The 25,519-nt window shown below is 72.7% G+C and carries 23 protein-coding genes and 1 pseudogene; 6 read left to right on the top strand and 18 right to left on the bottom strand.

Annotation, left to right across the window (positions count from 1 at the left end):
- Positions 1–10 precede the first annotated feature (10 nt).
- From AB0E62_RS25380 to AB0E62_RS25365, 4 genes are all read left to right on the top strand, one after another.
- Positions 11–502 (top strand): GNAT family N-acetyltransferase, encoded by a 492-nt coding sequence (locus tag AB0E62_RS25380; RefSeq protein ID WP_362198086.1) that lies wholly within the window; start codon positions 11–13, stop codon positions 500–502.
- An 82-nt stretch (positions 503–584) separates the two neighbouring features.
- Positions 585–2,039 (top strand): penicillin-binding transpeptidase domain-containing protein, encoded by a 1,455-nt coding sequence (locus AB0E62_RS25375; protein ID WP_362198083.1) that lies wholly within the window; start codon positions 585–587, stop codon positions 2,037–2,039.
- Positions 2,040–2,278: 239 nt separating this feature from the next.
- Positions 2,279–2,848 carry a SigE family RNA polymerase sigma factor gene (locus AB0E62_RS25370; protein ID WP_362198080.1) on the top strand — a complete coding sequence of 190 codons (570 nt, stop codon included), beginning with the start codon at positions 2,279–2,281 and terminating at the stop codon, positions 2,846–2,848.
- Entirely contained in the window at positions 2,845–3,708 is an 864-nt protein-coding gene (locus tag AB0E62_RS25365) for a hypothetical protein (RefSeq protein ID WP_362198077.1), read from the top strand. The genes AB0E62_RS25370 and AB0E62_RS25365 overlap by 4 nt, the downstream gene beginning before the upstream one ends.
- Before the next feature lie 19 nt (positions 3,709–3,727).
- On the opposite strand, the gene AB0E62_RS25360 is transcribed toward AB0E62_RS25365, so the two are convergent.
- From AB0E62_RS25360 to AB0E62_RS25285, 16 genes and pseudogenes are all read right to left on the bottom strand, one after another.
- Positions 3,728–4,525, bottom strand: a complete 798-nt coding sequence (locus tag AB0E62_RS25360) for an HAD family acid phosphatase (protein WP_362198074.1) — start codon at positions 4,523–4,525, stop codon at positions 3,728–3,730.
- Positions 4,526–4,823: 298 nt separating this feature from the next.
- Positions 4,824–5,921, bottom strand: coding sequence for a pectinesterase family protein (locus AB0E62_RS25355; protein ID WP_362198071.1), 1,098 nt, complete (start codon positions 5,919–5,921; stop codon positions 4,824–4,826).
- A gap of 55 nt (positions 5,922–5,976) precedes the next feature.
- The gene (locus tag AB0E62_RS25350; RefSeq protein ID WP_362198068.1) at positions 5,977–7,263 is read right to left on the bottom strand and encodes a pectate lyase; all 1,287 of its coding nucleotides are present in this window, start codon (positions 7,261–7,263) and stop codon (positions 5,977–5,979) included.
- Positions 7,264–7,401: 138 nt separating this feature from the next.
- Complete coding sequence (locus tag AB0E62_RS25345; RefSeq protein ID WP_362198065.1) at positions 7,402–8,181, bottom strand: rhamnogalacturonan acetylesterase; 780 nt, start codon at positions 8,179–8,181, stop codon at positions 7,402–7,404.
- 99 nt (positions 8,182–8,280) lie between these two features.
- Complete coding sequence (locus AB0E62_RS25340; protein WP_362198062.1) at positions 8,281–9,615, bottom strand: sugar ABC transporter substrate-binding protein; 1,335 nt, start codon at positions 9,613–9,615, stop codon at positions 8,281–8,283.
- An 82-nt stretch (positions 9,616–9,697) separates the two neighbouring features.
- Positions 9,698–9,895, bottom strand: coding sequence for a hypothetical protein (locus AB0E62_RS25335; RefSeq protein ID WP_362198059.1), 198 nt, complete (start codon positions 9,893–9,895; stop codon positions 9,698–9,700).
- Positions 9,892–11,184, bottom strand: a complete 1,293-nt coding sequence (locus AB0E62_RS25330; RefSeq protein ID WP_362198056.1) for a pectin esterase — start codon at positions 11,182–11,184, stop codon at positions 9,892–9,894. Before AB0E62_RS25330 ends, AB0E62_RS25335 begins: the two co-directional genes overlap by 4 nt.
- A gap of 29 nt (positions 11,185–11,213) precedes the next feature.
- Entirely contained in the window at positions 11,214–12,719 is a 1,506-nt protein-coding gene (locus tag AB0E62_RS25325; RefSeq protein ID WP_362198053.1) for a family 43 glycosylhydrolase, read from the bottom strand.
- On the bottom strand, positions 12,716–13,561 hold the full coding sequence (locus tag AB0E62_RS25320) for a PmoA family protein (protein WP_362198050.1): 846 nt from the start codon (positions 13,559–13,561) through the stop codon (positions 12,716–12,718). The genes AB0E62_RS25325 and AB0E62_RS25320 overlap by 4 nt, the downstream gene beginning before the upstream one ends.
- Positions 13,561–14,700, bottom strand: a complete 1,140-nt coding sequence (locus tag AB0E62_RS25315; protein ID WP_362198047.1) for a Gfo/Idh/MocA family oxidoreductase — start codon at positions 14,698–14,700, stop codon at positions 13,561–13,563. The genes AB0E62_RS25320 and AB0E62_RS25315 overlap by 1 nt, the downstream gene beginning before the upstream one ends.
- Positions 14,697–14,855: pseudogene (locus AB0E62_RS25310) on the bottom strand (pectate lyase); the annotation flags it as partial. The gene AB0E62_RS25315 and the pseudogene AB0E62_RS25310, both read right to left, overlap by 4 nt.
- Before the next feature lie 11 nt (positions 14,856–14,866).
- A complete protein-coding gene (locus AB0E62_RS25305; protein WP_362198244.1) occupies positions 14,867–15,739 on the bottom strand; it encodes a carbohydrate ABC transporter permease in 873 nt (290 codons plus the stop codon).
- Positions 15,740–15,747: 8 nt separating this feature from the next.
- A complete protein-coding gene (locus AB0E62_RS25300) occupies positions 15,748–16,683 on the bottom strand; it encodes a sugar ABC transporter permease (RefSeq protein WP_362198044.1) in 936 nt (311 codons plus the stop codon).
- An 80-nt stretch (positions 16,684–16,763) separates the two neighbouring features.
- Positions 16,764–18,506, bottom strand: coding sequence for an L-arabinonate dehydratase (gene araD, locus AB0E62_RS25295; protein WP_362198041.1), 1,743 nt, complete (start codon positions 18,504–18,506; stop codon positions 16,764–16,766).
- Positions 18,494–19,405, bottom strand: coding sequence for a dihydrodipicolinate synthase family protein (locus AB0E62_RS25290; RefSeq protein ID WP_362198038.1), 912 nt, complete (start codon positions 19,403–19,405; stop codon positions 18,494–18,496). The genes araD and AB0E62_RS25290 overlap by 13 nt, the downstream gene beginning before the upstream one ends.
- Positions 19,402–20,058, bottom strand: coding sequence for a GntR family transcriptional regulator (locus tag AB0E62_RS25285; RefSeq protein ID WP_362198035.1), 657 nt, complete (start codon positions 20,056–20,058; stop codon positions 19,402–19,404). Before AB0E62_RS25285 ends, AB0E62_RS25290 begins: the two co-directional genes overlap by 4 nt.
- A gap of 216 nt (positions 20,059–20,274) precedes the next feature.
- Between AB0E62_RS25285 and AB0E62_RS25280 the strand changes: the two genes are divergently transcribed.
- Positions 20,275–21,969: an RICIN domain-containing protein gene (locus AB0E62_RS25280; protein ID WP_362198032.1), complete on the top strand. Its 1,695-nt coding sequence runs from the start codon at positions 20,275–20,277 to the stop codon at positions 21,967–21,969.
- A 126-nt stretch (positions 21,970–22,095) separates the two neighbouring features.
- Entirely contained in the window at positions 22,096–23,310 is a 1,215-nt protein-coding gene (locus AB0E62_RS25275; protein WP_362198029.1) for an MFS transporter, read from the top strand.
- A gap of 33 nt (positions 23,311–23,343) precedes the next feature.
- Here AB0E62_RS25275 and AB0E62_RS25270 read toward each other — a convergent pair whose 3' ends face one another.
- Positions 23,344–24,507, bottom strand: coding sequence for a hypothetical protein (locus AB0E62_RS25270; RefSeq protein WP_362198026.1), 1,164 nt, complete (start codon positions 24,505–24,507; stop codon positions 23,344–23,346).
- Positions 24,504–25,445: a 5-dehydro-4-deoxyglucarate dehydratase gene (locus AB0E62_RS25265; protein ID WP_362198023.1), complete on the bottom strand. Its 942-nt coding sequence runs from the start codon at positions 25,443–25,445 to the stop codon at positions 24,504–24,506. Before AB0E62_RS25265 ends, AB0E62_RS25270 begins: the two co-directional genes overlap by 4 nt.
- Between the last annotated feature and the right edge of the window lie 74 nt (positions 25,446–25,519).

Genomic DNA, 25,519 nt, shown 5'->3' with positions numbered 1-25,519 from the left:
GCTCGGTGGCATGGAGATCGCGCTGCGCGCCGTCCGGGACAGTGACGTGCCGGTGTTCCACCGCCAGATGACCGACCCGGAGGCCGTCCGGATGGCCGCGTTCGGCCCGGAGGGTTCCGCCGGGCCGGAGGCGTTCGCGGCGTACTGGCGGCGCCTGCGCGCCGGCTGCGCCGTGCTGCGCACCGTCCTGGCCGACGGGGCCGTGGCCGGCAACGCGGCGGTGTACGGGGCGGCCGGCGAGCGCGAGGTGACGTACTGGATCGACCGCGCGTACTGGGGCCGGGGCGTGGCGACGGCCGCGCTGCGGGCCCTGCTCGCCGAGGTCCCCGAACGTCCCCTGTACGCCCGGGCGGCGGCGGACAACACGGCCTCCCTGCGGGTGCTGGCCAAGTGCGGCTTCCGTGAGGCGGCCCGCGCGCGAGGCTTCGCGAACGCGCGGGGCGGGGAGATCGAGGAGGTCGTGCTGATGCTGGAGGGACCGCGGGACGGGCGCCCCGGCTGACGGCCGCCGGTTCCTGAAGGGCGGATGAAAAAGCGGGGCGTACGGGAACGATCGGGCCCCGTCCGGTCGTCTTCCGAGCGGGATGAACAAGACGATCAGGCGGGCGTCCGTCTTCGCGCTGCTGCTCGTGCTCGCCCTGCTGGTCAGGGCGACATGGCTGCAGTTCTACGACGGTCAGGCCCTCGCGGACGACAACGACAACCGGCGGAACGCGATCGCGACGTACTCGCGTCCCCTGGGGAACATCATCGTGGCCGGGGAGGCGATCACCGGATCCGCGCGGACGAAGGGAAGCGACCTCGCGTACAAGCGGACGTACACGGACGGCGAGCTGTACGCGGCGGTGACGGGCTACGCCTCGCAGGCCTACGCCCCGACCCAGCTGGAGGGTATCTACAAAGACCTGCTCAACGGCACGGACACCCAGCTCAAGACGGTGATGGACACCGTCACCGGGGAGCGCGCCGACCCGGGCGACGTGCTCACGACGATCGACCCGGCCGTGCAGAAGGCGGGCTACCGGGCGCTGGGCGGCAAGAAGGGCGGGGCCGTCGCGATCGACCCGAAGACCGGGAAGATCCTCGCGGTGGTCTCGACCCCGTCGTACGACCCCTCCGCGCTCACCGACGCGAGCACCGCGGGCACGGCGTGGAAGGCGCTGAACGCGGACAAGGACAAGCCGCTCACCAACCGCGCGCTGCGCCAGCCGCTGCCGCCGGGCTCGACGTTCAAGCTGGTCGTCGCCGCCGCCGCGCTGGAGGACGGGCTGTACAAGGACGCGGACCAGCCCACCGACAGCCCGGATCCGTACATCATGCCGGGCACGGTGCAGCCGCTGAACAACGAGAACAAGTCGGCGCCGTGCAAGAACGCCTCCATCCGGGTCGCGCTGCGCTACTCCTGCAACAACGTCTTCGGTCATATGGCCGTCGAGCTGGGGCAGGACAAGGTCAGGGCGATGGCCGAGAAGTTCGGGTTCGGCGACGACGAGCAGGACGTGCCGGTGCGCGCCTACCCGAGCGTGTACCCCTCCGGCATGGACAAGGCGCAGACGGCCCTGTCGGGCATCGGCCAGTTCGACGTCACGGCCACCCCCCTCCAGATGGCCATGGTGTCCGCGGCCATAGCCAACGGCGGCAAGCTGGTCTCGCCGCACATGGTCGCGCAGATCACCGACAGCGGCGGTGATGTGCTGAAGGACTACGACGACGGCACGGACTCCTCGGAGGTCATCAGCTCCGGCACCGCCGAGCAGCTCCAGTCGGCGATGGAGACGGTGGTGAAGGACGGTACGGGCACCAACGCGCTGATCGACGGGGTGACCGTCGGCGGCAAGACCGGCACCGCGCAGCACGGCGAGAACAACAGCAAGACGCCGTACGCCTGGTTCACCTCCTACGGCAAGTCGGACTCCAACGGCAAGGAGGTGGCCGTCGCGGTCATGGTGGAGCAGTCCGACGCGGCCCGCTCCGAGGTGAGCGGCAACGGGCTGGCGGCGCCGGTGGCGCGGGCCATGATGCAGGCGGCGCTGAAGTAGCACCGCCCGTGGCGCCCCGGCGGGGGGCGGGGCGCCACGCACTCCCCCTTCTGAACCTTCTTCGGGTCGTTTCCGTGTCCCTCGACGGGTTCGGCGGGCCATACGTTGTCCGGCCCCCCGTACGAGAACACGTGAATGATCACTGCTACGCTTCCGGATCTCCGTCCGGGCCTCCCTGGACCCTCGCATGTCATTCACATGACACTCACCTCCGAGCGCGCATCGAGAAGGGGTCACCCGTGGGCACAGTCGTCGACGACGCGGCCTCCGTGGAGTTCCATGCCTTCTTCGAACGGCACTACGCCGAACTGGCCCGCCTGGCTCACCTGTTGACCGGCGAGGCGGACGCCGCGGACGATCTGGCGGCGGACGCACTGCTGGCCCTGTGGCACCGCTGGGACCGGGTGCGCGCGGCCGACCGTCCGGTGGCGTACGCGCGGGGCGTGGTCGCCAACCTGGCCCGCACCCGGATCCGCGGCGCGGTGCGCGAGCGGCGGCGGATCGCGCTGTTCTGGCCGCGCGGCGAGGAGCGGACCGAGAACCCGGACGTCGCCGGGGTGGTGGACGTGCAGGAGGCGCTGCGCAGGCTGCCGTTCCGGAAACGGGCGTGCGTGGTGCTCCGGCACGCGTTCGACCTGTCGGAGAAGGACACCGCGCTCACGCTCGGGATCTCGGTGGGTACGGTTAAGAGCCAGACGTCCAAGGGCATGGCCGAACTCCAGCGGCTGCTCGGCCCGCAGGGCGACCCGCCGCGGGTGCACGCGGCGATGGCGGCCCGGGCCGGCGAGAGCGGAGGAAGGAACCGATGACGCGGCAGGACGTGCACGACGAGCTGCGCGCCCGGCTGCACCAGGCGGCCGAAGCCCACGAACCGGACCGCGCGCGCATCCTGGCCCGGGTGGAGCGCGGCATGGCCGAGCCGCCCCGGCCCGGCCACCGGGCCGCGCACCGGCCGGCGGCGGGCTGGTTCCGGGTGGTCTCGGCGACGGCCGCGGTGGCCGGGGTGCTCGCGGCCGGCGGGTACGCGGTGGCCTCCGCGGTGAAGGACGAGCCGCCGGCCCGGCGGACGGTGGCGGTGTCCCCGACGCCCAGCGCGCCCCCGGAACGCACCACGGCCCCGGCGCCCCCCGCCCGCACGGCCCGCCCGACGCCCGGTCAGGGCGCCGGCGAGCCGTCCCGTACGCCGTCCTCCTCCCCCTCCTCCTCCGCGACCGGGAAGGCCACCGCTGAGGCCACCGCCCCGGCCGGTCCGCCGCCGGCCCGCGCCGAGCGGAACGGCCCGCTGTGGTCGGACGGCTCGGTGGACCCGCACAGCAACGACTTCTGGGCGCAGAGCAACCTGACCCTGAAGACGTCCACGCGGCTCACGTCCCTCACGGTCGAGCTGAGGATCGCGCAGACCGGCGGGGTGACCTCCACGGGCGCCTGGCGCTCGCTGCCCGAGGCGGACTTCGCCCAGCGCGTCGCGGAGCGGGACGGGTTCGTCGTCTACACCTGGACCTTGAAGCCGGGGCGTACCGTGCCCGCGGGCGAGTGGGTGTTCGCCGGGCAGTACGACCATGCCCGCGGGGGGCGGGACGCGAAGGACGACGGCTACGTCATGACGGGCTCCGCCGACGGGCACACCTACGCGGTGACCGGCGGCTTCGCCCCGCACGACCGCTCCTAGGGCCCGCCGGCCCCGGGCATCAGGAGACGAAGTAGGTCGGGTTCGGCAGCTTGTACGCGCGGTCGGCGTAGCCGCCCCCGAGGTCCGAGTACTGGTCGCCGAAGTTGGCGATGACGTCGTAGCCGAGGTCCTGCTCGATGTGCTTGCGCGTGGCGGACTTGAACTGGACCGTCGTGCACTTCCAGGCGCCCGGTGTGGCGCAGTGCTTCAGGTAGGCCGGCGGGTTGGCCTTGTCCTTGAGGAACATGTGGGCGGGGTCGAGGTTGACGTCGGCGCCGACCTTCTTCAGGTTCTGCACGGCGGCGGCGCGCCGGGCCTCGCCCAGACCGGTGTTGTAGAAGACCTCGACGCCCTTGGACCGGGCGTAGCGCACCAGTTCCGGGCTGCCGAAGACGGCCGGGCGGTCGGCCCGGTCCACGTAGGCGTTCCAGTCGGCGTCGTCGTAGCCGTAGTTGGCGCGCTTCTCGTAGTCCAGGCTGAGCAGCAGCGTGTCGTCGATGTCGAAGACGACGGCCGGCTTCTCGCCCCGGTGCTGCGCCTTGCGGGCGGCCTTGTCGATGTAGCCCTTGGCATCGGCGTCGATCCGCGCCAGGTCCTGGGCGTACGGGCTGTCCGGGGACGCCTGGTAGACGCCCTGGGCGTCGAGGGTGGTGCCGTAGTAGGTGTCGATGTCCTTCACCAACTGCCCGATGTTGTAAGGCTCGTGGGTGGAGTTGGCCGTCGACTGGCCGGCGCCGGCCGCGCCCGCGCCGTACAGCACCGTGCCGGCGACGACACAGGCGGCGCCGGCCGCGACCGCCCTGAGGGACTTGCGCATGGTTCTCCGATCCGGTGGACGAGAGTGATGTACCAGGTCGGAGACTGTCTACGCGCATCACATCCAGAGTGCGAGGCCTGTTACCGGATCGGTATGAGGGGGCGTCAAAGGCGGCCCCGGTCACCGGGGCAGGCGGCCGGGGTGTGCCGCGCGGCCTCGGCGGCGGTGAGCCGCGGCCGCTCGTCGGGCACGCTCACCGGCGTGCGGGAGCGTGTGGAACCGGCACCGGTCGAAGACGGCGGTCGCCCGGCGGAAGGCGGAGTCGACGTCCCCTCGATGTGGGCGCGGCTGCTCGGCGTCAGCGCTCCTCCCACGGTGTCCAGTCGCCGAGCCAGGCCGCCCTGGTCGCCGACGCGGCCTGCTCGCCGGTCAGCCGGGGACGGTTCTCCGGGACGGTGACCAGGGCGCCGGGGCCCGTGGTGCGGTACTCGGCGAACCGCTGCTCCTGCCAGGGGTGGGCCGCCGACATGTCCGTGTAGGGGGCGACCGCGTCGATGCCGGGGCCGAGCCATGTGTCGCGGACGGTGAGCATCGGGCGGGCGGTGGGGTCGGAACTGGGCACCCAGGGGCGGGCCAGCTTGTAGCAGGCGTCCGGGGCCTCGCTGGTGACCCGGCCGCGCGTGACCAGGAAGCCGTGCGGGTTGGCGGCGGCCGTGGAGGGCGCGAAGACGAAGCCGTAGGGCGCGGCGGCCAGGTCCGTGCGGTTGAGGGTGCGGAAGTGGCAGTGCTCGTACACGGCGGTGGCCCGGCCGAAGACGAAGTCGACATCGCCCTCGGCGTAGCAGTGCGCGTAGTACTGCCGGGCGAAGGCGGACAGGGACAGGGAGTCGGCGTACAGGGTGTCCTGGTGGCCGAGGAAGCGGCAGTGCCAGAAGGCGCCGCGGTCGCCCTGTGCCTTGAGGGCGACGGCCTGGGTGCCGGTGATGTCGGGGTGGTCGGCGCGCAGCCAGTCGTTGGCGAAGGTGATCCAGCGGGCGGTGAACCCGTCGGCCTGGACGGTGACCGTCGCCGAGCCGGTGGTGCCGTGGGTGCCGCCGCCGGGCTTGGGCGTCCCGGCCGCGATGTCGTGGACGATCACCACGTCCCGCGGATCCCCGGAGGCGCCGATCCAGGTCATGTCCGTACGGCCGGTGTCGACGGCGACCGTCTCGCGGTAGGTGCCGGGGGCGATGACCAGCGTCCGGCCGCTGCCGGTGGCGGCGGTCACCGCGGCCTGGACGGAGGTGAAGTCGCCGCGGCCGTGCGGGTCGACGTACAGGGTGTCCGGGGTGCGGCGGCGGGCCGGGGAGCCGTGGCGGCCGAACGGGCGGGGGCGGGCGTGGGCGGGGGCGGGCGCCAGGGCGAGCGCGGCGGCCGCGGTGCCCGCGGTGAGCAGACCCCGTCTGGTCAGGGGCATGGGAAGTCCTCCCTCTCGGGGCGGCCGGGGCGGGGTGCGCCCCGGCCGGATGGGTTCAGCGCAGGTGTCCGGCGCCCGCGTGGCGGCCGACGATGCCGGGGACGGCCTGCGGCCGGTCCACCCGGGTGCGCAGCACCGGTGTCCAGCCGGCCCCGGACTGGAGGGTCTCGCCGGGTACGTCCGCGTTGTGGACGGCGAGGAGGTCCACCGGCCGGCCGTTGACGTAGTTGTCGGCGGCGGTGACCGGGGCCTCCTTCCACTTCTTCAGCACCGCGCCGGCCCGGACGCCGTCCGGCAGGGTGAACGCGTTGTGCTCGGCGACCAGTTGGGACTCCATGCCGATGCCGTACGTGTAGGAGTAGCCGTCCCCGGCGACGAAGTGGTTGTTGTACGAGTCCACCTGACCGAAGCGGACGCGCGGGGCCCGCTCGACCAGGTTCCGGAACAGGTTGTGGTGGAAGGTGACCTTCAGGTGCCCGCGGTCGACGGCGGCGGTGGCCGCGCTGTCGCTGTTGCCGATGAGGATCGTCTTGTCATGGTCCTCGAAGACGTTCCAGGAGGCGGTGACGTGGTCGGCGCCCTTGACGATGTCCAGCTCGCCGTCGTGCTGCTGGTAGATCCGGCCGTAGTACGACGGCAGGGTGCTGTCCGGATGCTCGCCGTCGGTGAAGGTGTTGTGGTCCATCCACACATGGGTCGAGCCGTACACCACGGCGCTGTCGTACTCGGAGTTCCAGTTGCCGTCGGCCGTGTCGGTGGGGTCCCACTGCGGGAAGCAGTCGAGGGGGCTCTCGAAGGTCAGGTTGCGCACGATGACGTTGTCGACGCCCTTGATCTGGAGGCTGGCGCCCTCGAGGCCGGCGTCGCGGCCGATGCCGACGATGGTGGTGTTGGCGGGTACGGCCGCCTTGATGAAGGCGTCCTGACGGGCGGCGGAGGCGCGGCGCAGGCCCTCGGGGCTGGTGTCGGGTTCGGCGTCGAGGGTCTTGGTGCGGCCCCACACCGCCGGGTCGTAGGTCTTCAGATAGGCGGCGAAGTCGTAGCCGGGCACGGCGAAGGTGTCGCAGCCCGGCCCGTCGGCGTCGATCGTGCCCTTCACCCGGACGATCTTCGGTGCGCTGCCGCCGTCGGCGAGGGCGGCCTTGAACTGCTCCCAGGTGGTGACGGTGTACACGTGCGCGGGGTCGGCGGCGGCCCCGCCGGTCGTCCCGGTGCCGTACGCGGCCCAGCCGTCCCGTGCGGGCAGCACCTGCCGGTCGGGGCCGGCGTGGTGGGCGGGGTGCGCGGACGCGGTGCCGGTGACGGCGAGGACGAGGGCGGTGGCCCCCACCAGGGCATTCATGACCCGTCCATGACATCTCTGTGTACGCACTGTGCGGCTCTCCTAGATGACTCAGTGGCTCAGTGGCTCGGTGGCTCGATGGCTCGATGACTCGATGACTCGATGGCGGCTCGTGGCCGGACGGCCCGTGGGCGCGGGTCAGGACGCGGGGGCGGGCGGCCAGGTGATCCAGGACGCCGGGATGTCGTCGTCCAGCCGGCGGACGTCCGACCGGGCCAGCACGCGGGTGCGCAGCAGCTCCCGGGCCACGAGCCGCGCGACGGCGACGGCCCCCGGCGGGTTGAAGTGCGTGTTGTCCTGCTCGGTGGCGGTCCAGTTGAAGTAGGTCTTCGTCTCCTCCGCCCCCAGCCGCTGCCACAGCGCGAGCGACAGCGCCTCGATGTCGAGCAGTGCGACCTTCTCCTCCCCGGCGAGCGCCCGCACGGCCGCCGGGTAGTCGCCGTGGGTGGGCTGGGCCGTGCCGTCCGCGTCGAACCTGCGGCGCTCCACGGAGGTGGCGAGGACGGGCCGGGCGCCCCGCGCGCGGGCGCCGTCGACGTACAGCCGCAGGTACCGCTGGTACGACGTCCACGGCTCGGTGTACCGGGCGGGATCGGTGGCCTTCTCGTCGTTGTGCCCGAACTGGATGACCAGGAAGTCGCCCGGCCGGATCGCGGCGAGCACGGCATCCAGCCGGCCCTCGTCGACGAAACTCTTCGAACTCCGGCCGTTCACCGCGTGGTTGGCGACCGTCAGCTCCTTGTGGAGGAAGAAGGGCAGCGCCATTCCCCACCCGGTCTCGGGAGCGGCGTCGGCGTATTTCTGCGCGGCCGTCGAATCACCGGCGATGTGGAGGGTCCGCGCCTCCTTCCGGGACCGTCCGGCGAGGGGGACGGCGGCGACGGCAGCGGACGTGACCTGTCTGCGCGTGAGGGACACGATCAGTACCTTTCGAGCACGAGGAGGGGTGCGGGGCGCGGGGAGCCGCGCGGCCCGCCACGACGGACCCGCAGCCCCCGCCACCGCGGCCGTCCGGGTTCAGTGGTTCTGCTTCCAGTCCGCCTGGGCCTTGTTCAGCTGGTCGGCCAGCAGGTCCAGGAATTCCTTGGCGCTCAACTTGCCCAGCAGCACCTTCTGGAAGTTCGGCTCGTTGTCGGCCTTGGAAATGGTGTTCCAGTCGGGCAGGTAGTACGGCAGCTGGACGATCTTCGTGCCGGCCCCGTCCAGCGCCTCGGTCGCCAGCTTCGTCGGCTCGTTCGCCCGCACCCAGGCGTCCCGCGCCGCCTCGGTGTTGGCCGGCACCGACCCGGCCGACTCGTTCCACTTGCTGTTGGACTCGTGGGAGGCGGCGAACTCGATGAACTTCCAGGCGGCGGCCTTGTTCTTGCCGGACTTGAACAGGGCGAGCCCGTCGACCGGGTTGGACACCTGCACCCGCGTCCCGTCGTCCTGGGTCGGGCTGGGGATGCCCCGGAACTTGCCCTTCAGCGCCTTCTCGTGATCGGCGTAGGAGCCCAGGTTGTGGCTGAGCATCCCGATGGTGCCGGAGTCCCACTGGGCGACCATCTTGGTGAAGTCGTTGTTGACGTCGGCGGACGGGGTGTTCTTCTTGTACAGGCCGGTGTACTTCTCCAGCGCGGCCACGTTCTTCGGGTCGTTGACGGTGGTCTTGTCGCCGTTCCAGAAGGACGTGATCCCGCTCTGCCCGTACATCGCGTCCAGCGCCTGGGCGATGGAGCCCTCGCCGCCGCGGATGGTGTACCCGAAGGCGTTCTGGTCCTTGTCGGTGAGCTTGTCGGCGGCCTGGTAGAACTTCGTCCAGGTGGTCGGCGGCTCCAGCTTCGCCGCGCGGAACAGATCGGTGCGGTACCACAGCGTGCCGTTGTTCGCGGAGGTCGGGACGGTGTACGTCTTGCCGTCCCCGCCGGCCGCCTTCACGCTCTCCAGGAACTTGGCGTTGAGCTTGCCGCTGAGCGGGCCGGAGGAGAGCCGCTCGTCCAGCGGCTCCAGCGCGCCCTGCGCGGCGACCTCGGCCAGCATCGCCGTGCCGACGCCGCCGACGTCCGGCAGGCCGCCGCCCTGGATGGCGGTGTCGTACTTGGACTGCACGCTCGCGGCGGGCACGCCGACGTACTTGACCTTGATGTCGGGGTACTTGTGCTCGAAGTCGGCGATGATCTGCTTCCAGACGTCGGTGCGGACACCGCCGTTGTTGTCCCAGAAGGTGATCGTGCCCTTGCCGGAGCCCTCGTTCCCCTTCTCCCCCGCGCTGCCGCTGCCGTCGTCGCCGCAGGCGGTGGCGGTCAGCGCGAGGGCGGAGCCCAGGGCCACGGCCAGGGCGGCGCGCCTGCTTCTGCGGATGCTGCTCTTCATTGGTCGGCTCTCTTCTGCTGGATCGTGCGGGGACTCTGCTGGATCGTGCGGGGACAGGGAGGAGTGTGGGGGCGGTGCGAGGTCAGCGGCGGGCGAACGGCGCCCGGCCGTCCGTGCCGCGCAGACAGCCGGCGACGGTGTGCGACCGCGCGTCCGCGTCGCTCAGCCGCGGCCGGCCGGGGCCTTGGGCGGCTCCGGGGCCGTAGGTGCGGTACTCGGCGAACCGGGCGTCCTGCCACGGGAAACCGCCCATGCCGGTCCACGGCGCGGACGTGATCACGACGGGCAGCTCGGTGTTCCGGACGAGCACCTGGCCGGCCGCGCCCGGATCACCGACCGCTCGATGACGGCCGAGGCGCGCCCGTGGACGAAGTCGACGTCGCCCTCGATGTGGCGGTCGCCGGACTTCTTCGAGGTCAGATGCCGGGCGGTGTCGCCGTCGGGCACGGCGTCCACCGCGGACCGCACGGCCGGGTGGTCGCCCGGCACGCGCAGCACGGTGCCGATCCGCTGTTGCGGGCCGGAGAAGCGCTTGACCAGGGCGGGGACGGCGGCGGCCGGGTCCGGCCGGTAGTCGTAGAAGGCGTGCGGGTCGAAGGCGGTGCCGTGCTCGTCGGTGCGCCCGCCGGTGTTCCTCAGGATCGAGCCGCGCTGCACCAACTCGGCCGTGGCATCGGCCTGGTAGGGGTGCTGCACACCGTCGTAGTAGCTGTTCTCGATGACCATCTTCGTGTGCCCGCGGGACCAGTTGCCGTACGTCCACACCGGGTCGCCGTCGGCCACCTGGTCCGACAGGTAGTTGTTGTAGAGGTGCGCGTAGGCGCAGTTGTCGGCGGACGGGTTGCGCTGCTTGGTGCCGGAGAACCAGTTGTGGTCGATGGTGATCTGGGTGCGCACATTGCTGGTCCAGCCGATGCCGAGCGCCTTGTTGTGGTGCGTGAACCGGTTCCAGGAGACGGTGACGTACTGGCTGTCCTTGCGGATGTCGAGCAGCCCGTCGCCCATGTGCGTGAAGCGGTTGTGGTCGATCCAGACGTGGTCGGCGCCGTCCATCTGGATCGCGTCGAAGTCGGTGGTCTTGCCGTCCCAGTCGCCCTCGACATAGGAGTCACGGATCGTCAGGTTGCGGATGACGACGTTGTGCGTGCCGGGGTTCAGGTGCAGTTCCCCGTGGACGATCTCGCCGGTGTCGCCGACGCCGACGATGGTCTTGTCGGAGGCGACCACGATGTCCGAGCCGAAGGGTTCCACCGCGATCGATCCGGCGACCCGGATGACGTACGGCTCCGGGGCCGAGGCGTAGCGGGCGAGGGACGCCTGGTCGGTGACGGTGACGATCCGGCCGGCGGCGCCGCCGGTGGTGCCGCCGGCCAGTGCGGCGAAGCCGTGCGGCCGGTCGCCGTAGGGCCCGGCGGCGGCCGGACCGGCGGCCCGCGCGGGGGGCGCGGCCTCGGGGGTGGCGGCCGTCGCCTCGCCCGCCAGGCCGAGGCCGGCCGTGGCGACGAGGGCGGTCGCGGCGGCCAGGGCGGCGCACCGGTGGGGCAAGCGCTTGCCAGGGATGTGCGTCATTGCGGCTCCCAACAGGGCTTCTTCGGCGATTACAGGGGCGTGATCCGGAACCGGGTGAAGGTCGCCGAGCCCGCGTGCCCGGGGCCCTCGGGTGCGACGGCGAACAGGCCGAGCAGGGCGCCGACCCAGCGCCAGGGCGTGGCGGCGAAGACCGGGCCGGAGGGCCGGAAGCCGTCCCCGGCGTCGTAGGAGAACCGGCAGCGTGCCCCGGGCCCGGCCTCGATCCGCAGCCGTGCCCGGCCCCCGGGCGCGGCGCACGGCACCCCGGCGGCGCGCTCCCGGTCGGCGACCGCCTCCGCGAACCGGTGCACCAGCCGGACCGTTCCGTCGGTCCCGCGCTCCAGCCCGATCCACGAGAAGGCGTCCCCGAGGACCACCAGTCCCGCGCGGGCACCCGGCTCGCCGGCGTCCAGCCGCAGCTCGACCTCGGCCGCGCTCGGCAGCCCGGGCAGCCGCTGGGTGAGGACGTTCGGCAGTTTCCGCGGGTCATGAGCCTCGGCGGAGCGGACGCAGGCCAGCCGCAGCCCGTCCCCGGAGTGCTGGGTGGCCCAGCCGTCGCCCGGATTGGCGGTCCACTGCCACTGCCGGCCGTACCGGCCGCCGGGGAAGTCGTCGTCGGTGGCGGGCGCGGCGGGCGGCTGCGCCGGCAGGGCGGGCCGCCGGTGTACGGCGACGGGGGCGCCCTCGTCCCCGATGACCGGCCAGCCGTCCCTCCCCCAGCGCATCGGCTGGAGGTGGACCACCCTGCCGTAGGGGCCGCGCTGCTGGAAGTGCAGGAACCAGTCCTCGCCGGCCGCGGTGCGCACCCAGCCGCCCTGATGGGGGCCGTTGACGTCGGTGTCCTTCTGCTCCAGCACGATCCGTTCCTCGTACGGACCGAAGAAGCCGCGCGAGCGGAACGCCCCCTGCCAGCCGGTCTCCACGCCCCCGGCGGGGGCGAGGATCCAGAACCAGCCGTCGTGCCGGTAGAGCTTGGGCCCTTCGAGGGTGAACCAGCCGGGGATGCGGTCGCCGTCGACGATCACCTTGCCCTCGTCGAGCAGCGAGGTGGCGTCGGGGTGCATCCGGTGGCCGGTGAGGCGGTTCTTGACGCCGGAGCGGGACTTGGCCCAGGCGTGCACGAGGTAGGCCTCGCCGGTCTCGTCGTCCCACAGCGGGCACGGGTCGATCAGGCCCTTGCCCGCCTTGACCAGGTGCGGGCGGGTCCACGGGCCCCTGATCTCGGGGGCGTTGACCTGGAAGATGCCCTGGTCGGGGTCGCCCCAGAAGATCCAGAAGCGGTCGTCGTGGTGCCGGATGGACGGCGCCCAGACCCCGCGGTCGTGCCGGGGCAGGGCGAACTCCTCCTCGGGTTCGAGGCGTTCGAGGGCGTGGCCGACGAGGGTCCAGTCGACCAGGTTCCGGGAGTGCAGCAGGGGCAGTCCTGGGGCGCGGCCGAAGCTGGAGGCGGTCAGGTAGAAGTCGTCGCCGACCCGGACCACGTCCGGGTCGGACCAGTCGGCGTTCAGCACCGGGTTGCGGTAGGTCGCGGTCACTGGGCCACCGCCTTGCGGACCAGGGCGGCCAGCTCGTCGCGGGCCGGGCGGCCGTCGGCGACGACGGTGACGATCCGGCGGACGACGGTCCCGCCGGGCGCGATCGTCAGCCGCTCGGTGTGCGCCAGCGAGGAGCCCACCCCGGGGTACTCGGCGGCCCGGACGAACCAGGGGTCGCGGCGGGTGTCCTCGGTGGCCCCGGCGAACGCCAGCGTCCAGCCGGCGCCGGCCAGCGCGAGCCAGTCGGCGCGGGTGCCGTGCACCTCGGCCTCGCCCTCCCGGTCGGCGGTGAAGACCTCGGGCGGCCGGGATTCCCCGCGGGCCCGCCAGAAGAAGCCGCCGTAGGCCGCGCCGGGCCGGCCGTTGGTGGCGGGGCTGCCGATCGACAGCGGGCCGGGGGTGACATTGGTGAGGGAGAAGGTGAAATCCAGCGCCCAGGCGGTCTCGGTGAGCCCGGTGGCCGCGACCGTGCGGCGCTCGCGCAGCAGCTCGGTGCCGGCGGCGGTCCAGCGCAGCTCCTCCACGAAGCCGTCGGGGTCGCACAGCTGGAAGCCGGTGTGCCGCTGGATGCCGTGGTTGTCCAGCTCGGTCGGTCCCTGGTCGCGCACGAAGGTCCGGCCGCCCCAGAAGTTGTGCCCCTCGACGTCGGGGACGGCGACACCGACGCCGAGGTGGTGCGCGTGGTCGGCGGGGCTCACCTCGGTGACCGCCGTGCCGGCCAGGGTGGTGACGGGGTGCAGATAGGGGCGCGGGGCGAGCCGGGCGGGCAGGCCGGGCCGGGTGACATAGCGGCCGACCGGGCGGCCCGCGGCCCGCAGGACCAGGCTGTCGTGGGTGGTCATCAGGTGCTCACCTCGTTCGGCAGGGGCCAGGAGGCGCCCAGTTCGGAGTAGAGGGCGAGGGTGTCGGCCGCCGCCGCGACCAGGCCCTCCACGCCGGGCACGATCCGGCGCCGCTCGCCCGGCAGCGACCGCCAGGCGGACTCGGGCAGGGGGGCCGGGTCGGGGGCGGTGCGGATCGCCTCGACGACCCGCATGAAGGCGCCGGTGTCGTCCGGCGGGACCAGCAGCGCGGTGCCGTGCTCCAGGTGGCCGGCCAGGTTCTCCAGCAGGTCGGTGCGGCCGTACTCGGTCTCCTCGGGGCCGTGCCCGGAGCGCTGGAGCAGCACCCGGTCCTGCTTGTACCAGAAGGTGATCCGGCCGCGGTCGCCGTGCACCAGCACGTACGGCTCGCCGGGGTGCTCGGCGCACAGGGTCGCGGCGACCGTGACCGGTCCGCGCGGGGTGCGCACGCGGACACAGGAGGTGTCGTCGGACTCGATGGCGTTGGCGCGCAGCAGCTCGGTCTCGATGCCGGTGACGTCCTCGGCGCGGGTGGTGCCGAGCAGGGCGAGAGCGGTGGCGACGGCGTGCGCGAGGGGGTTGGTGAGCACCCCGTCGACCACGTCGGCGCCGTTCAGCCGCCGCCGGCCCGCCCAGGGGGCCCGCCGGTAGTAAGCCTCGTCCCGGGCCCAGGCCCCGGCGGCGCCGACCCCCTTGACCGCGCCGATGGCGCCCTCGGCGATCAGCCGCCGGATCGCGGGCACCGCGTGCGAGCCGAGCGACTGGAAGCCGACCTGGCAGGCCACCCGGGCCTGGGCGACCCCGTCGGCCATGCGGCGGAACTCGGCGTAGGAGGGCGCGGGCGGCTTCTCCAGCAGCAGGTGCACGCCCCGCGCGGCGGCGGTCAGGGCCAGCTCGGTGTGGGTGGGGATGGGCGTGCAGATCACGGCGATCCGCGCGCCGGTCGTGTCGAGGAGCGCGCCGAGGTCGGCGGACTGCTCCGGGGTGCCCAGGCCGTCCGGGATCTCCGCCCCGGTGAGCGGGGTCAGTTCGCAGATCCCGGCGAGCCGCACCACGCCCCGGTCCTGGAGCCGGCGGATGTTGTCCAGGTGCCAGCGGCCGTGCCCGCGGGCGCCCGCGAGGACGACGGGTACGGTCATGTGGTCCTCCCCGCGCCCGCGCCGCGCGCCACCGCCCGGCCGGCCACCGCCGCGCTGTCGATCTTCCCGTGCGGGACGGGGGTCCAGCCGACGTCCGCCGTCAGGTCGCGCTCGCTCCCGGAGTTGTGGATGGCGAGCAGGTCGACCGGACAGCCTCTCCCGGATCTCATCCCTTCACCGCCCCCGCGCTGAAGCCGGTGATCAGCCACTTCTGGATGAAGGCGAACACGATCACCACGGGCACGGCGGCGATGATGCCGCCGGCCGCCAGGGCGCCCAGGTCGACGCTGTCGGCGCTCATCAGGGTGTTCAGGCCGACCGGGATGGTCTGCTTGCCCTGGTCGGACAGGAACATCAGGGCGAACAGGAAGTGGTTCCAGGCGTGCACGAAGGCGAAGGAGCCGACGGCGATCAGCCCGGGCCGCAGCAGCGGCAGCACCACGATCCGGAAGCCGGTCAGGCGGTTGCAGCCGTCCACCCAGGCCGCCTCCTCCAGGGAGTAGGGCACGTTCCGGATGAACCCGCTGATCAGGATCATCGACAGCGGGAGCTGGAAGACGGTCTCGGCGAGGACCACGCTGCCCAGGGAGTTGATCATCCGCAGGTTGGCGAAGATCTGGAACAGCGGGACCAGCAGCAGCGCGCCCGGCACGAACTGGGAGCACAGCAGCGCCAGCATGAAGCCGCGCTTGAGCCGGAAGTCGAAGCGGGCGAGCGCGTAGCCGCCGGCCAGGGCGACGACGGTGGTCAGCACCAGGGTGGCCAGGCCGACGTAGACGCTGTTGGTGAAGTAGGTGCCGAAGCTGCGCTCGGTCCACACCTTCTCGAAGTGCTCGAAGGTCATCGGCCAGGGCACCAGGGAGGTGGAGCCGGCCGGGCGGAGCGCGAAGAGCAGGATCCAGTAGAAGGGGATCAGGGTGAACAGCAGGTAGAGGGTCAGCGGGACGTAGATCTGCCAGCGCGGGACCTGGTCCCAGGCTCGGCGCTTCCTGCCGGGCCGGGCGGGCTCGGCCGCCACGCGCTCGGGAGCGGGAGCGATCTCGGTGATCACCTGGACTCACCTCCGAACTTGCTCAGCCGCAGATAGACGATCGAGCAGAAGAGCAGGATCACGAACGCCACCGTGGTGAGGGCGGAGGCGTAGCCGAAGTTGTGGGCGTCGACGGATGTGTTGGCGATGTACAGCGGCAGGGTGGTGGTCTCGCCGGCCGGGCCGCCGCCGGTCAGGGTGTAGAGCAGGTCGACGTTGTTGAACTCCCACACCGCGCGCAGCAGCGTGGACAGGACGATGGCGTCCTTCAGGTGGGGCAGGGTGATGTGCCAGAACTGCTTGAGCCGGCTCGCCCCGTCGACCTCGGCGGCCTCGTACAGGTCCTTGGAGACGGACTGGAGGTCGGCGAGGATGAGGATCGCGAAGAACGGCACCCCGCGCCACAGGTCGGCGACCACGGTCGCCGGGAACACCGTGGAGGTGTCCGACAGCCAGCTGGTGCCGTACGAGCCGAGGCCCGCGTCGGCGAGGTAACGGCTGATGCCGGTCTGGGAGTTGTAGAGCAGCACCCAGATGGCGGAGGTCAGCACGCCGGAGACCGCCCAGGGCGAGAAGACGAGCGCGCGGCCCACCGCCCGGCCGACGAAGGTCTGGTTGACGATGAGCGCCAGCGCGAGACCGAACAGCAGCTGCAAGCCGACTTCCACCACGACCCACTTGGCGCTGAAGGTCAGGGTGTCCCAGAACTGCGGGTCGTGGGCGAAGGCGTGGGTGAAGTTGTCCAGGCCCGCGAATCCGTTCCGCCAGGGCTTGGTGGGGTTGTAGTTCCGCAGGCTGTAGTAGAAGACGCTGAGCACCGGGTAGGCGATGAATCCCAGCATCAGCAGGGCCGCCGGGGCGATCAGCAGATACGGCAGCCTGCGCGGGGTGGCGGAGGCACGGCGCCGCCGGGGTGGCGCGGGCGGTTTCGCCACGGCTGCGGCTTGGGCCATGACTGTTCTCCGTTCTCGGTGAAGCGCTTTCCGATCAGTGTTCGAGATCTCGACCGAAGGGGGTCGTGGTCGAGGGCGGTTCAGCCCGCGTACGGGTCCTGCACGGTGCCCGGCCGGGCGAGGAACTCGAAGTCGCAGCCGGTGTCCGCCTGGGTGATCTGCTCGCTGTAGAGCGCGCCGTAGCCGCGTTCGTAGCGCACGGGCGGCGGGGTCCACTCGGCCCTGCGGCGCTCCAGTTCGGCGTCGTCCACCTCGAGCCGGAGGGTGCGCGCCTCGACGTCGAGCGTGATGAGGTCGCCGGTGCGCACCAGGGCCAGCGGTCCGCCGACGTAGGACTCGGGGGCCACGTGCAGCACGCACGCGCCGTAGCTCGTGCCGCTCATCCGGGCGTCGGAGATCCGGACCATGTCCCGCACGCCCTGCTTCAGCAGGTGGTCCGGGATGGGCAGCATGCCGTACTCGGGCATGCCCGGGCCGCCCTTGGGGCCGGCGTTGCGCAGCACCAGGACGCTGTCGGCGGTGATGCCGAGCGCGGGGTCGTTGATGGTGCGCTGCATGGTCTTGTAGTCGTCGAAGACGACGGCCGGGCCGGTGTGCCTGAGCAGGCGCGGCTCGGCGGCGATGTGCTTGATGACCGCGCCGTCCGGGCAGAGGTTGCCGCGCAGTACGGCGACCCCGCCCTCGCTCGCCACCGGGTTGTCCCGGGTGCGGATGACGTCGTCGTCGTGGACCCGGGCACCGGCGAGCTGTTCGCGCAGGGTGTCGTGGGACACCGTCGGCCGGTCCAGGTGGAGCAGGTCGGTGATCCGGGACAGGAAGCCGGGCAGGCCGCCGGCGAAGTGGAAATCCTCCATCAGGTACTTCTGTCCGCCGGGGCGGACGTTGGCGAGGACCGGGACCGTGCGGGCGATGCGGTCGAAGTCGTCCAGGGTGAGCCGGACCCCGGCCCGGCCGGCCATGGCGATGAGGTGGATCACCGCGTTGGTGGAGCCGCCGAGGCCGAGCACGGTGGTGACGGCGTCCTCGAAGGCCTCCGGGGTGAGGACGGCGGACAGCCTGCGGCCTTGGTGGACGAGGTCCACGGCGGTCATGCCCGCCTTCGCCGCCATCCGGTCGTGCCCGGAGTCCACCGCCGGGATGCTGGACGCGCCCGGCACGGTCACCCCGAGCGCCTCGGCCGCCGCGGTGAGCGTGGACGCCGTGCCCATCGTCATGCAGTGGCCGGGCGAGCGGGCCAGGCCGCTCTCCAGCTCGGCCATTTCGCAGTCGCCGATGAGGCCGGCCCGCTTGTCGTCCCAGTACTTCCACATGTCGGTGCCGGAGCCGAGGACCTCGCCGCGCCAGTGGCCCGGGAGCATCGGACCGGCGGGCACGAACACCGCGGGCAGGTCGGCGGAGGCCGCGCCCATCAGCAGCGCGGGCGTGGACTTGTCGCAGCCGCCCATGAGCACCGCCCCGTCGACCGGGTAGGAGCGCAGCAGTTCCTCGGTCTCCATGGCGAGCAGATTGCGGTAGAGCATGGGGGTCGGCTTCTGGAAGGTCTCGCTGAGCGTGGAGACCGGGAACTCCAGCGGGAAGCCGCCCGCCTGCCACACCCCGCGCTTGACGGCCTGGGCGCGGTCGCGCAGGTGGACGTGGCAGGGGTTGATGTCGGACCAGGTGTTGAGGATGGCGATGACCGGCTTGCCCAGGTGTTCCTCGGGCAGGTAGCCGAGCTGGCGGGTGCGGGCGCGGTGGCTGAAGGAGCGGAGCCCGTCGGTGCCGTACCACTGGTGGCTGCGCAGTTCCTCGGGGCGCCTGGGGGCTGCGTTCATATGGACCATCCGGCGGCGATCGCGGCGACCTCGGCACGTTCGTCCTCGGGCAGCGGCCTGCTGGGCGGGCGGACGTCCCGGCGGCAGAGGCCGAGCGCGGCGAGGGCCTCCTTGACGACGGTGACGTTGTTGGCGCTGCCCTGCGCGGCGCGCAACTCCTCGAAGCGGCGGATCTGCTCCCAGACCTTCATGGCGGCCGGGTAGTCGCCGGCGCGCAGCGCGTCCAGCATGGCGCGGGAGACGGCCGGGGCGACGTTGACGAGCCCGGAGGTGAAGCCGGTGGCGCCTGCGGAGAAGTAGGAGGGGGCGTACGGCTCGGCGAGTCCGGCCACCCAGGCGAAGCGGTCCAGGCCGGCGTCCCGGGCGAAGGCCGCGAAGTGGGCGGCGTCCGGGACGGCGTACTTCACCCCGATGACGTTCGGGCAGTGGTCGGCGAGTTCGGCCAGCCGGGCGCCGGGCAGCTGCGCGTTGCGGATGTACGGCACCACGCCCAGCTCGGGGACGGCCTCGGCGATGGCGCGGTGGTAGTCGACCCAGCCGGCCGCGGACACGTACGGGTGCACCGGCTGGTGGACCATGACCATCCGGGCGCCGAGGCCCTCGGCGTGCCGGGCGGAGGCGATGGCGGTGGGCAGGTCGTGGCCCACGCCGGCCAGGATGGCGGCGCGGTCGCCGGCCTCGTCCACGGTGATCTCGGCGACCAGCCGGCGCTCCTCGGGGGTGAGGGCGTAGAACTCGCCGGTGTTGCCGTTCGGGGTGAGGGTGGTGATGCCGCCGTCGAGCAGACGGCGCAGCAGCGCACGGTGGGTGGCGGTGTCGATGGTGCCGTCCGCGGCGAAGGGGGTCACCGGGATGGCCACCACCTCGGCCAGGGCCGCCCGTTGGGTCTCGAAGGTCACGCTGCTCATTGCTCGCCTTCCGTGGGGAGGGGCTCGGGGAACGCCCGCCGGACGAAGGACGCGATGTGGGCGTGCAGGGCGCCCGCGGCCCCGTCCGCGTCGCCGTCCAGGGCGAGCCGCAGGATCTCCCGGTGCTCGGCGGCCTCCCGCTCCCAGGAGGGGTCGGTGGCCCAGGCGACGGCGGAGACGAGGGCGGCCTGGTCGCGGACCTGGTCCAGCATCCGGGCGAGCAGCGGGTTGCCGCACGGCAGGTACAGCGCGCGGTGGAACTCGCGGTTGGCCAGGGAACGTTCGGCGGCGTCGGTGGCGTCGTCGGCGCGGGTCAGCGCGGCGCGGGCGGCCTCCAGGGAGGCTCCGTCGGCCACGGCCCGGCGCAGCGCCTCCGGCTCCAGCAGCAGCCGTACGTCGTAGACCTCGCGCGCCATGTCCGCGTCCACCATGCGCACCGTGACGCCCTTGTACTGGCTCATCACGACCAGGCCGGTTCCGGCGAGGGTCTTCAGCGCCTCGCGCACCGGGGTCTTGGACACCCCGAACTGCGCGGCCAGTTCCGTCTCCACCAGCGCCTGACCGGGCGTCAGCTGCCCGGTGAGGATGCGGTGTTTGATCGCGTCCAGCACGTACTGCGTGCGGGACGGGATCGGGGTGGGCACAGAGGTCATGCGGCCCTCTCGGATCTCACATATCGCGTCTCATATATGACGTACGGAGTACGACGCGTTGAAGGTAGGAGGGGGCGCAAGTTTCGTCAATGGTTCTGACAAAGGACGTTGCGGGAGCGGGAGTTCCGCTTTGCGGTTCGGAACCCCAGGTGCACACCGGCCACTTCGGCAGGCTAATCGGAGCAAGTCGGCCGTGCCGTGGTTGACTTACCCCCCGTGAAACGATTGTTCGAACACGTACGGCGTGTCCTGACCCCCGTGGCCGGCGCGGCGTTGGCCGCCGGTCTGCTGCTTCCCGCACAGCCCGCCCAGGCGGCATCCCAGCTGACCTCTTTCGACGCCGACTTCACCCTGACGCGAGTCAGCGGTGGCAACGAGGCCCTGATCGAGTCGGCGGAGGCGGCCGGTGTCGCGAAGGCGTCCGTCACCGAGGTCCTGGACTCCCACACCGGCAAACCCCACCTGTGCCACGGCACCGGGCTCAACGGCGCGCTGGCCTACGACGGCTTCTGCTGGGACGATATTGACGACCTCACCGGATACACGGACACGGACAAGGTCCCCGAAGGCGGCTGGATGCCGCAGGGGTTCACCGGATCACACGCCGCCTACGCGGGCGGCCTGTACGAGGGCCGGCACCTCTACGTCGCCTCCTGGTACTTCGGAAAGTTCGCCGACGGAAAGCCGAACGAGCAGTACACCCGGATCTCGATCATCCAGTCGACGGGTGACCAGGTGACGTACGGCCACGTGGCGCTGGTGGAACCGACGCTGGGCAACTTCAGGGAACTGTCCTACCAGTCGCACGCGGACGGAATAGCCTGGTACGGCGACCGGCTCTTCGTGGCCAACGGCGTGGAACTCCAGGTGTACGACCTCAGGCACCTGTGGAGGATGGACGACACGAGCAGCGCCGCCACCGGACTGATCGGGGGGCGCGCCTCCGCCCGCTACCACAGGTGGGCCCTGCCGCTGCTGGCCCGCTACACCACCAAGCCCGGCGCCGTCGCCGACACCGACCCCCAGCCGTTCGGCGCGGGCGTGCGCACCTGCGGACCCGCCAAGAACGTGGTGTGCCTGAGCAGCCTGAGCGTGGACCGGTCGACCTCCAGCCTGGTCTCCGCGGAGAACATCGGCACGAACAGCGGGGCGCGCATCGTCCGCTGGCCGCTGGCGCAACTGGGGACCCAGCTCCCCGCCAAGGTGACCTCGGCCTCCCGCGGCTACTACGCCGACCCGGTGCTCAACGTGCAGGGCGTCGCCACCGACGGCACCCACTTCTACCTGAGCGGCGACTGCCCGGCGTCCTGGCACGCGGGCTACTCGTGCGTCCACGTGGCAGCGGAGGGCGAGGCGACGCACGTGCTCACGCAGGCGCCATGGCTGACCCAGAACCTCTCCTGGGACCCGAACGCCGGGCGTCTGTGGGGCCTCAACGAAGCCTTGGAGGACAAGGACGTCGGCGGCAAACGCGTGGTGTTCTCCCTCAACCCGTCCGCCGGGGCGGCGGTCGACGGCTGGGGGTGGATGTCCAACTTCACCAAACCGGGATTCACTTGTGCCACGCCCAAGGGCGACGGCACCGCCAACGGAACCATCGTCACGGTCTGGCACTGCATCGGGTCCGAGAGCCAGCGGTGGGCCTTCAAGGACGGCCGCCTCGTCCACAAGGCGAGCGGCAAGTGCCTGACGCCGCAGGCCGACGCGGAGGACACCAACGGCGCCGTACTGACCCTGTGGACCTGCAACGGCAACGCGTCACAGCTGTTCAAGCAGGACGGGGGCGCCGTGACCAACCGCCTCGGCAAGGCCGTCACCCCCAAGGGGGACTCGCTGAACGACGGCACCTATCTGACCCTGTGGTCGAAGACCGGCAACGACTCGCAGGAGTGGCGGGTCAAGGGCTTCTGACGCCCTGACACCGCCGCGCCGGGGTGGCGGCCGGCGGGGGCCTTACGAACGCCCCCGTCCCCGCCCCCCGGCCTCGGGCATCCGCCCGATCCCCGCCCTGGTGCCTCAGGCCCACGATGGGCGGGCATGACGACTTCTCCGACCGCGTTCCGTGTGCTGCGGGACCGCGACGCGGCGCTGTATCTGGGCGCCGTGGTGGTGTCCGGGTTCGGCACCTCCTCCCTGTGGCTGGCCTCAGGAGTGTGGGTGAAGGACATGACCGGCTCCGACGCCCTCGCCGCGCTGTGCATGCTCGCCATGTGGGCGCCCTCGCTCGCCGGGCCGGCGCTCGGCACGCTCGCCGACCGGGTGCGCCGCAGACCCCTGCTGGTCTGCCTGAACCTGGGCCTCGCCGCGCTGCTCCCGGTGCTGTTCGCCGTCGACTCCCCCGGCCGCCTGTGGCTGCTGTACGCCGTGCTGCTGGTGTACGGCGCGGCCGGCACCGTGCATGACGCCGCCGAGTCGGCGCTGGTGACCTCCGTGGTCGGCGCGGACCTGCTCGGCGACTTCAACGGGCTGCGGATGACGGTCACCGAGGGCATGAAACTCGTCGCCCCGCTGACCGGCGCGGGCCTGTACGCGGTCTGGGGCGGACCGGCCGTGGCCTGCCTGGACGCGGCCAGTTTCGTGCTCGCGGCCGGGGTGTGCGCCCTGCTGCGGGTGCGCGAGGAGCAGCCCGTACCGTCCGGCACGGGCTGGTGGCGGGAGACCGCCGAGGGCACCCGGTACCTGTGGGGGCACCCGGTGCTGCGCCCGCTGGTCCTGGCGGGCGGCCTGACGATGCTGTTCACCGCGGTGGCGAGCACGGCGGTGTACACCGTGCTCGACCGGCTCGGCCACTCCCCCGCCTACCTGGGCGTGCTGTACGCGGCCCAGGGCGCCGGCTCGGTGGCGGCCGGGCTGCTCGCCGGGCCGGCGCTGCGCCGGCTGGGCGCGCGGCGGTTCGCGGCGGCCGGGATCGCGCTGACCGCGGTCGCGGCGGCGACGCGGGCCGTGGCGTGGGACCCGGTGGCCCTGGCGTCGAGCGTGGCCGGCGGACTGGGCCTGCCCTGTGTGCTGGTCGCCGCGCTCACCGCCGTGCAGCGGGAGACGCCGGGGGCGCTGCTGGGCCGGGCGACGGCCACCGCGAACACGCTGATGTTCACGCCCACGGCACTCGGGCTGGCCGCCGGGGCCGGCCTGGTGGGGCCGGCCGGCCCCGGGCTGCTGCTGCCGCTGTGCGGCCTGGCCCTGCTGGCGACGGCCGCCCCGCTGCGCCGGCGGCCGGCCACCACGGCACAGTCCCCGTCCGGCCCCGCGTGAAAGGGCCGCGCCCGCTCGGACGGCCGGACCCCCTCAGAGGGCGGACAACCCGGCCCGCACCGCCGCCAGGTCCTCGTCCGACGCCAGCCCGGCGTGGTACAGCCGCAGTTCGGTCGCGCCGGCGTCCCGGGCGCGGGCCGCGTCCGCCGCGAGCGTGCCGGGGCTGCCGCCCATGCCGCCGACGACGGTGAGGTTGGCGGCCAGCACCGTCCCCTCCCGGGCGGCGGCGGCGAACGGCGCCAGCAGGTCCGTGCCGCCGGTGCAGGGCACCACGACGCCGTCGGCCACGGACAGGATGTGGGCGGGGTCGACGCCCGCGTTGGCTCCGCAGTGGTAGGAGACCGGATCGGCGTGCAGCAGCACCCGGAAGCCCTGGGGCGCGGCGGCGCGCACGGCGGCGACGGCCTCCTCCTGGAGGGTGCGGGCGGTGGTGTCCCGCCAGGCGCGCGTGGCCGCCGCCGGCTCCGCCCCGAGCAGCTTCTCCACCGTCGGCCAGCCGGTGTCGTCGGCCGTGCCCCGCCACAGCGGTTCCAGCGCCTCGCGCACGGCCGCGGCCAGCGCGTCGGCGTCCAGGCCCCGGTCGCCGTAGCCGGCCCGGCAGGACGGGCAGAAGCACAGGGACATCAGGTACTGCCCGGCCTCCCCGAGGGCGACGCCGGCGGTCTTGTCGTGGGCGTGCAGGTGCTGGAGCCCGTACCAGCCCAGGGACTCCAGTTCGGTGCCGTGCGCGCCGGGGCGTACGGCGGCCTCGGCGGCCAGGTCGGTCAGGTAGGCGCGGGTGCCGGGCTGGGCGATGCAGGGCGCCCACGGGTAGCGGTCGCCGTAGGCGTTGACGACGGAGGTGTCCGGGTGTTCGGCGCCCATGCGGGAGTTGTGGGCGAGGACGACCCAGGTGTGCACCTCCAGCCCGGCCGCGGCCAGGGCCTCGGCGGCCTCCGCGTAGGCGTCGCCCGGGGCCCAGCGGCCGGCCGGGTAGGGGCGCAGGCCACGGCCCGCCCAGCGGTCGCCGGGGGGATAGAGGACGGCCGCGTACTCGGCGGTGACGATCCGGTGCCGGGGGTGTCGGGGGGTCAGCGCGCGGGTGGAGTGGTAGGCGGCGGCGAGGGTGACCTGCCCGACGCCGAGCCCGGCGATGCGCGCGGGTGCCTCCGGGTCGCCGCCCACGTCCCAGGGGTAGACGAACGCCGACGTCCTCACGCCTCCCCCTCCAGCAGCGCCTGGCCGCGCTCGATCAGCCGGGCGAGCTGTTTGACGTGCTCCTCGGCCGGTTCGTGCAGCGGGGGCCGGACCTCGCCGACGTCCAGGCCGCGCAGCCGTACGCCCGCCTTGACCAGGGAGACCGCGTAGCCGCGGCCCTGGGCGCGCAGGTCGGCGAACGGGCCGTAGAAGCCGTCCAGGAGCCGGTGCGCGAGGGGCAGGTCGCCGGTGCCGAGGGCGCGGTGGAAGGCGAGGGCGATCTCGGGCGCGAAGCAGAACACCGCGGAGGAGTACAGGGTGATGCCCAGCGCACGGTAGGCGAGCTGGGTCTGCTCGGCGGTGGGCAGGCCGTTGAAGTACAGGAAGTCGCCGGGCACCTCGGTGCGCACGGCGCTGACCACGCGCTGCATCAGGTCGAGGTCGCCGAGGCCGTCCTTGAGGCCGATGACGCCCTCGGTGCGGGCGAGTTCGACCGCGGTCTCCGGGGTGAAGACGGCGTTGTCGCGCTGGTAGACGATCACCGGCAGGCCGGTGGCCGCGGCCAGCTCGCGGTAGTGCCGCAGCAGGCCCTCCTGGCCGGCGACCACCAGGTACGGCGGCATGGCGAGGAGGCCGTCGGCGCCCGCGTCCTCGGCGAGCCTGGCGTAGCGGACGGCGAGGGCGGTGCCGTACCCGGCGCCCGCCACGACCGGGACGCGCCCGTCGGCGGCCTCGACGGCCGCGCGCACGCAGGCCTCGAACTCCTCCGGCAGCAGCGCGTGGAACTCCCCGGTGCCGCAGGCGGCGAAGACGGCGGCGGCACCGGCTTCGACGCCCCGGCGCACATGGGTGCGGTAGGCGTCCAGGTCGAGTGCGCCGCCGGGGCCGTAGGCCGTGACGGGGAAGAAGAGCGGCCCGCGCGGGTCGCGGAGCCGGGCGGCGAGAGGGGCTGGCGTCACAGGCGCTCCCTGACGGTGCATGTTTCTGATCAGTGTCTATATTTCTGAACAGCCTCACGCTAAGGGCCGCCCTT

Origin of the sequence: Streptomyces sp. NPDC038707, from assembly GCF_040636485.1 — a bacterium.
Taxonomy (GTDB): Bacteria; Actinomycetota; Actinomycetes; order Streptomycetales; family Streptomycetaceae; genus Streptomyces.
Note: the sequence above shows the minus strand (reverse complement) of the source record. Positions and strands in the feature narration are given on the sequence as shown.

What these genes read in the sequence shown, in the direction of transcription:
- AB0E62_RS25360 (WP_362198074.1), bottom strand. Translation starts at nt 4,525, where the DNA reads ATGCGCAAGTCCCTCAGGGCGGTCGCGGCCGGCGCCGCCTGTGTCGTC.
- AB0E62_RS25300 (WP_362198044.1), bottom strand. Translation starts at nt 16,683, where the DNA reads ATGGCCCAAGCCGCAGCCGTGGCGAAACCGCCCGCGCCACCCCGGCGG.
- AB0E62_RS25315 (WP_362198047.1), bottom strand. Translation starts at nt 14,700, where the DNA reads ATGACCGTACCCGTCGTCCTCGCGGGCGCCCGCGGGCACGGCCGCTGG.
- AB0E62_RS25380 (WP_362198086.1), top strand. Translation starts at nt 11, where the DNA reads ATGGAGATCGCGCTGCGCGCCGTCCGGGACAGTGACGTGCCGGTGTTC.
- AB0E62_RS25320 (WP_362198050.1), bottom strand. Translation starts at nt 13,561, where the DNA reads ATGACCACCCACGACAGCCTGGTCCTGCGGGCCGCGGGCCGCCCGGTC.
- AB0E62_RS25355 (WP_362198071.1), bottom strand. Translation starts at nt 5,921, where the DNA reads ATGCCCCTGACCAGACGGGGTCTGCTCACCGCGGGCACCGCGGCCGCC.
- AB0E62_RS25365 (WP_362198077.1), top strand. Translation starts at nt 2,845, where the DNA reads ATGACGCGGCAGGACGTGCACGACGAGCTGCGCGCCCGGCTGCACCAG.
- AB0E62_RS25330 (WP_362198056.1), bottom strand. Translation starts at nt 11,184, where the DNA reads ATGACGCACATCCCTGGCAAGCGCTTGCCCCACCGGTGCGCCGCCCTG.
- AB0E62_RS25290 (WP_362198038.1), bottom strand. Translation starts at nt 19,405, where the DNA reads ATGAGCAGCGTGACCTTCGAGACCCAACGGGCGGCCCTGGCCGAGGTG.
- AB0E62_RS25275 (WP_362198029.1), top strand. Translation starts at nt 22,096, where the DNA reads ATGACGACTTCTCCGACCGCGTTCCGTGTGCTGCGGGACCGCGACGCG.
- AB0E62_RS25285 (WP_362198035.1), bottom strand. Translation starts at nt 20,058, where the DNA reads ATGACCTCTGTGCCCACCCCGATCCCGTCCCGCACGCAGTACGTGCTG.
- AB0E62_RS25350 (WP_362198068.1), bottom strand. Translation starts at nt 7,263, where the DNA reads ATGAATGCCCTGGTGGGGGCCACCGCCCTCGTCCTCGCCGTCACCGGC.
- AB0E62_RS25340 (WP_362198062.1), bottom strand. Translation starts at nt 9,615, where the DNA reads ATGAAGAGCAGCATCCGCAGAAGCAGGCGCGCCGCCCTGGCCGTGGCC.
- araD (WP_362198041.1), bottom strand. Translation starts at nt 18,506, where the DNA reads ATGGTCCATATGAACGCAGCCCCCAGGCGCCCCGAGGAACTGCGCAGC.
- AB0E62_RS25375 (WP_362198083.1), top strand. Translation starts at nt 585, where the DNA reads ATGAACAAGACGATCAGGCGGGCGTCCGTCTTCGCGCTGCTGCTCGTG.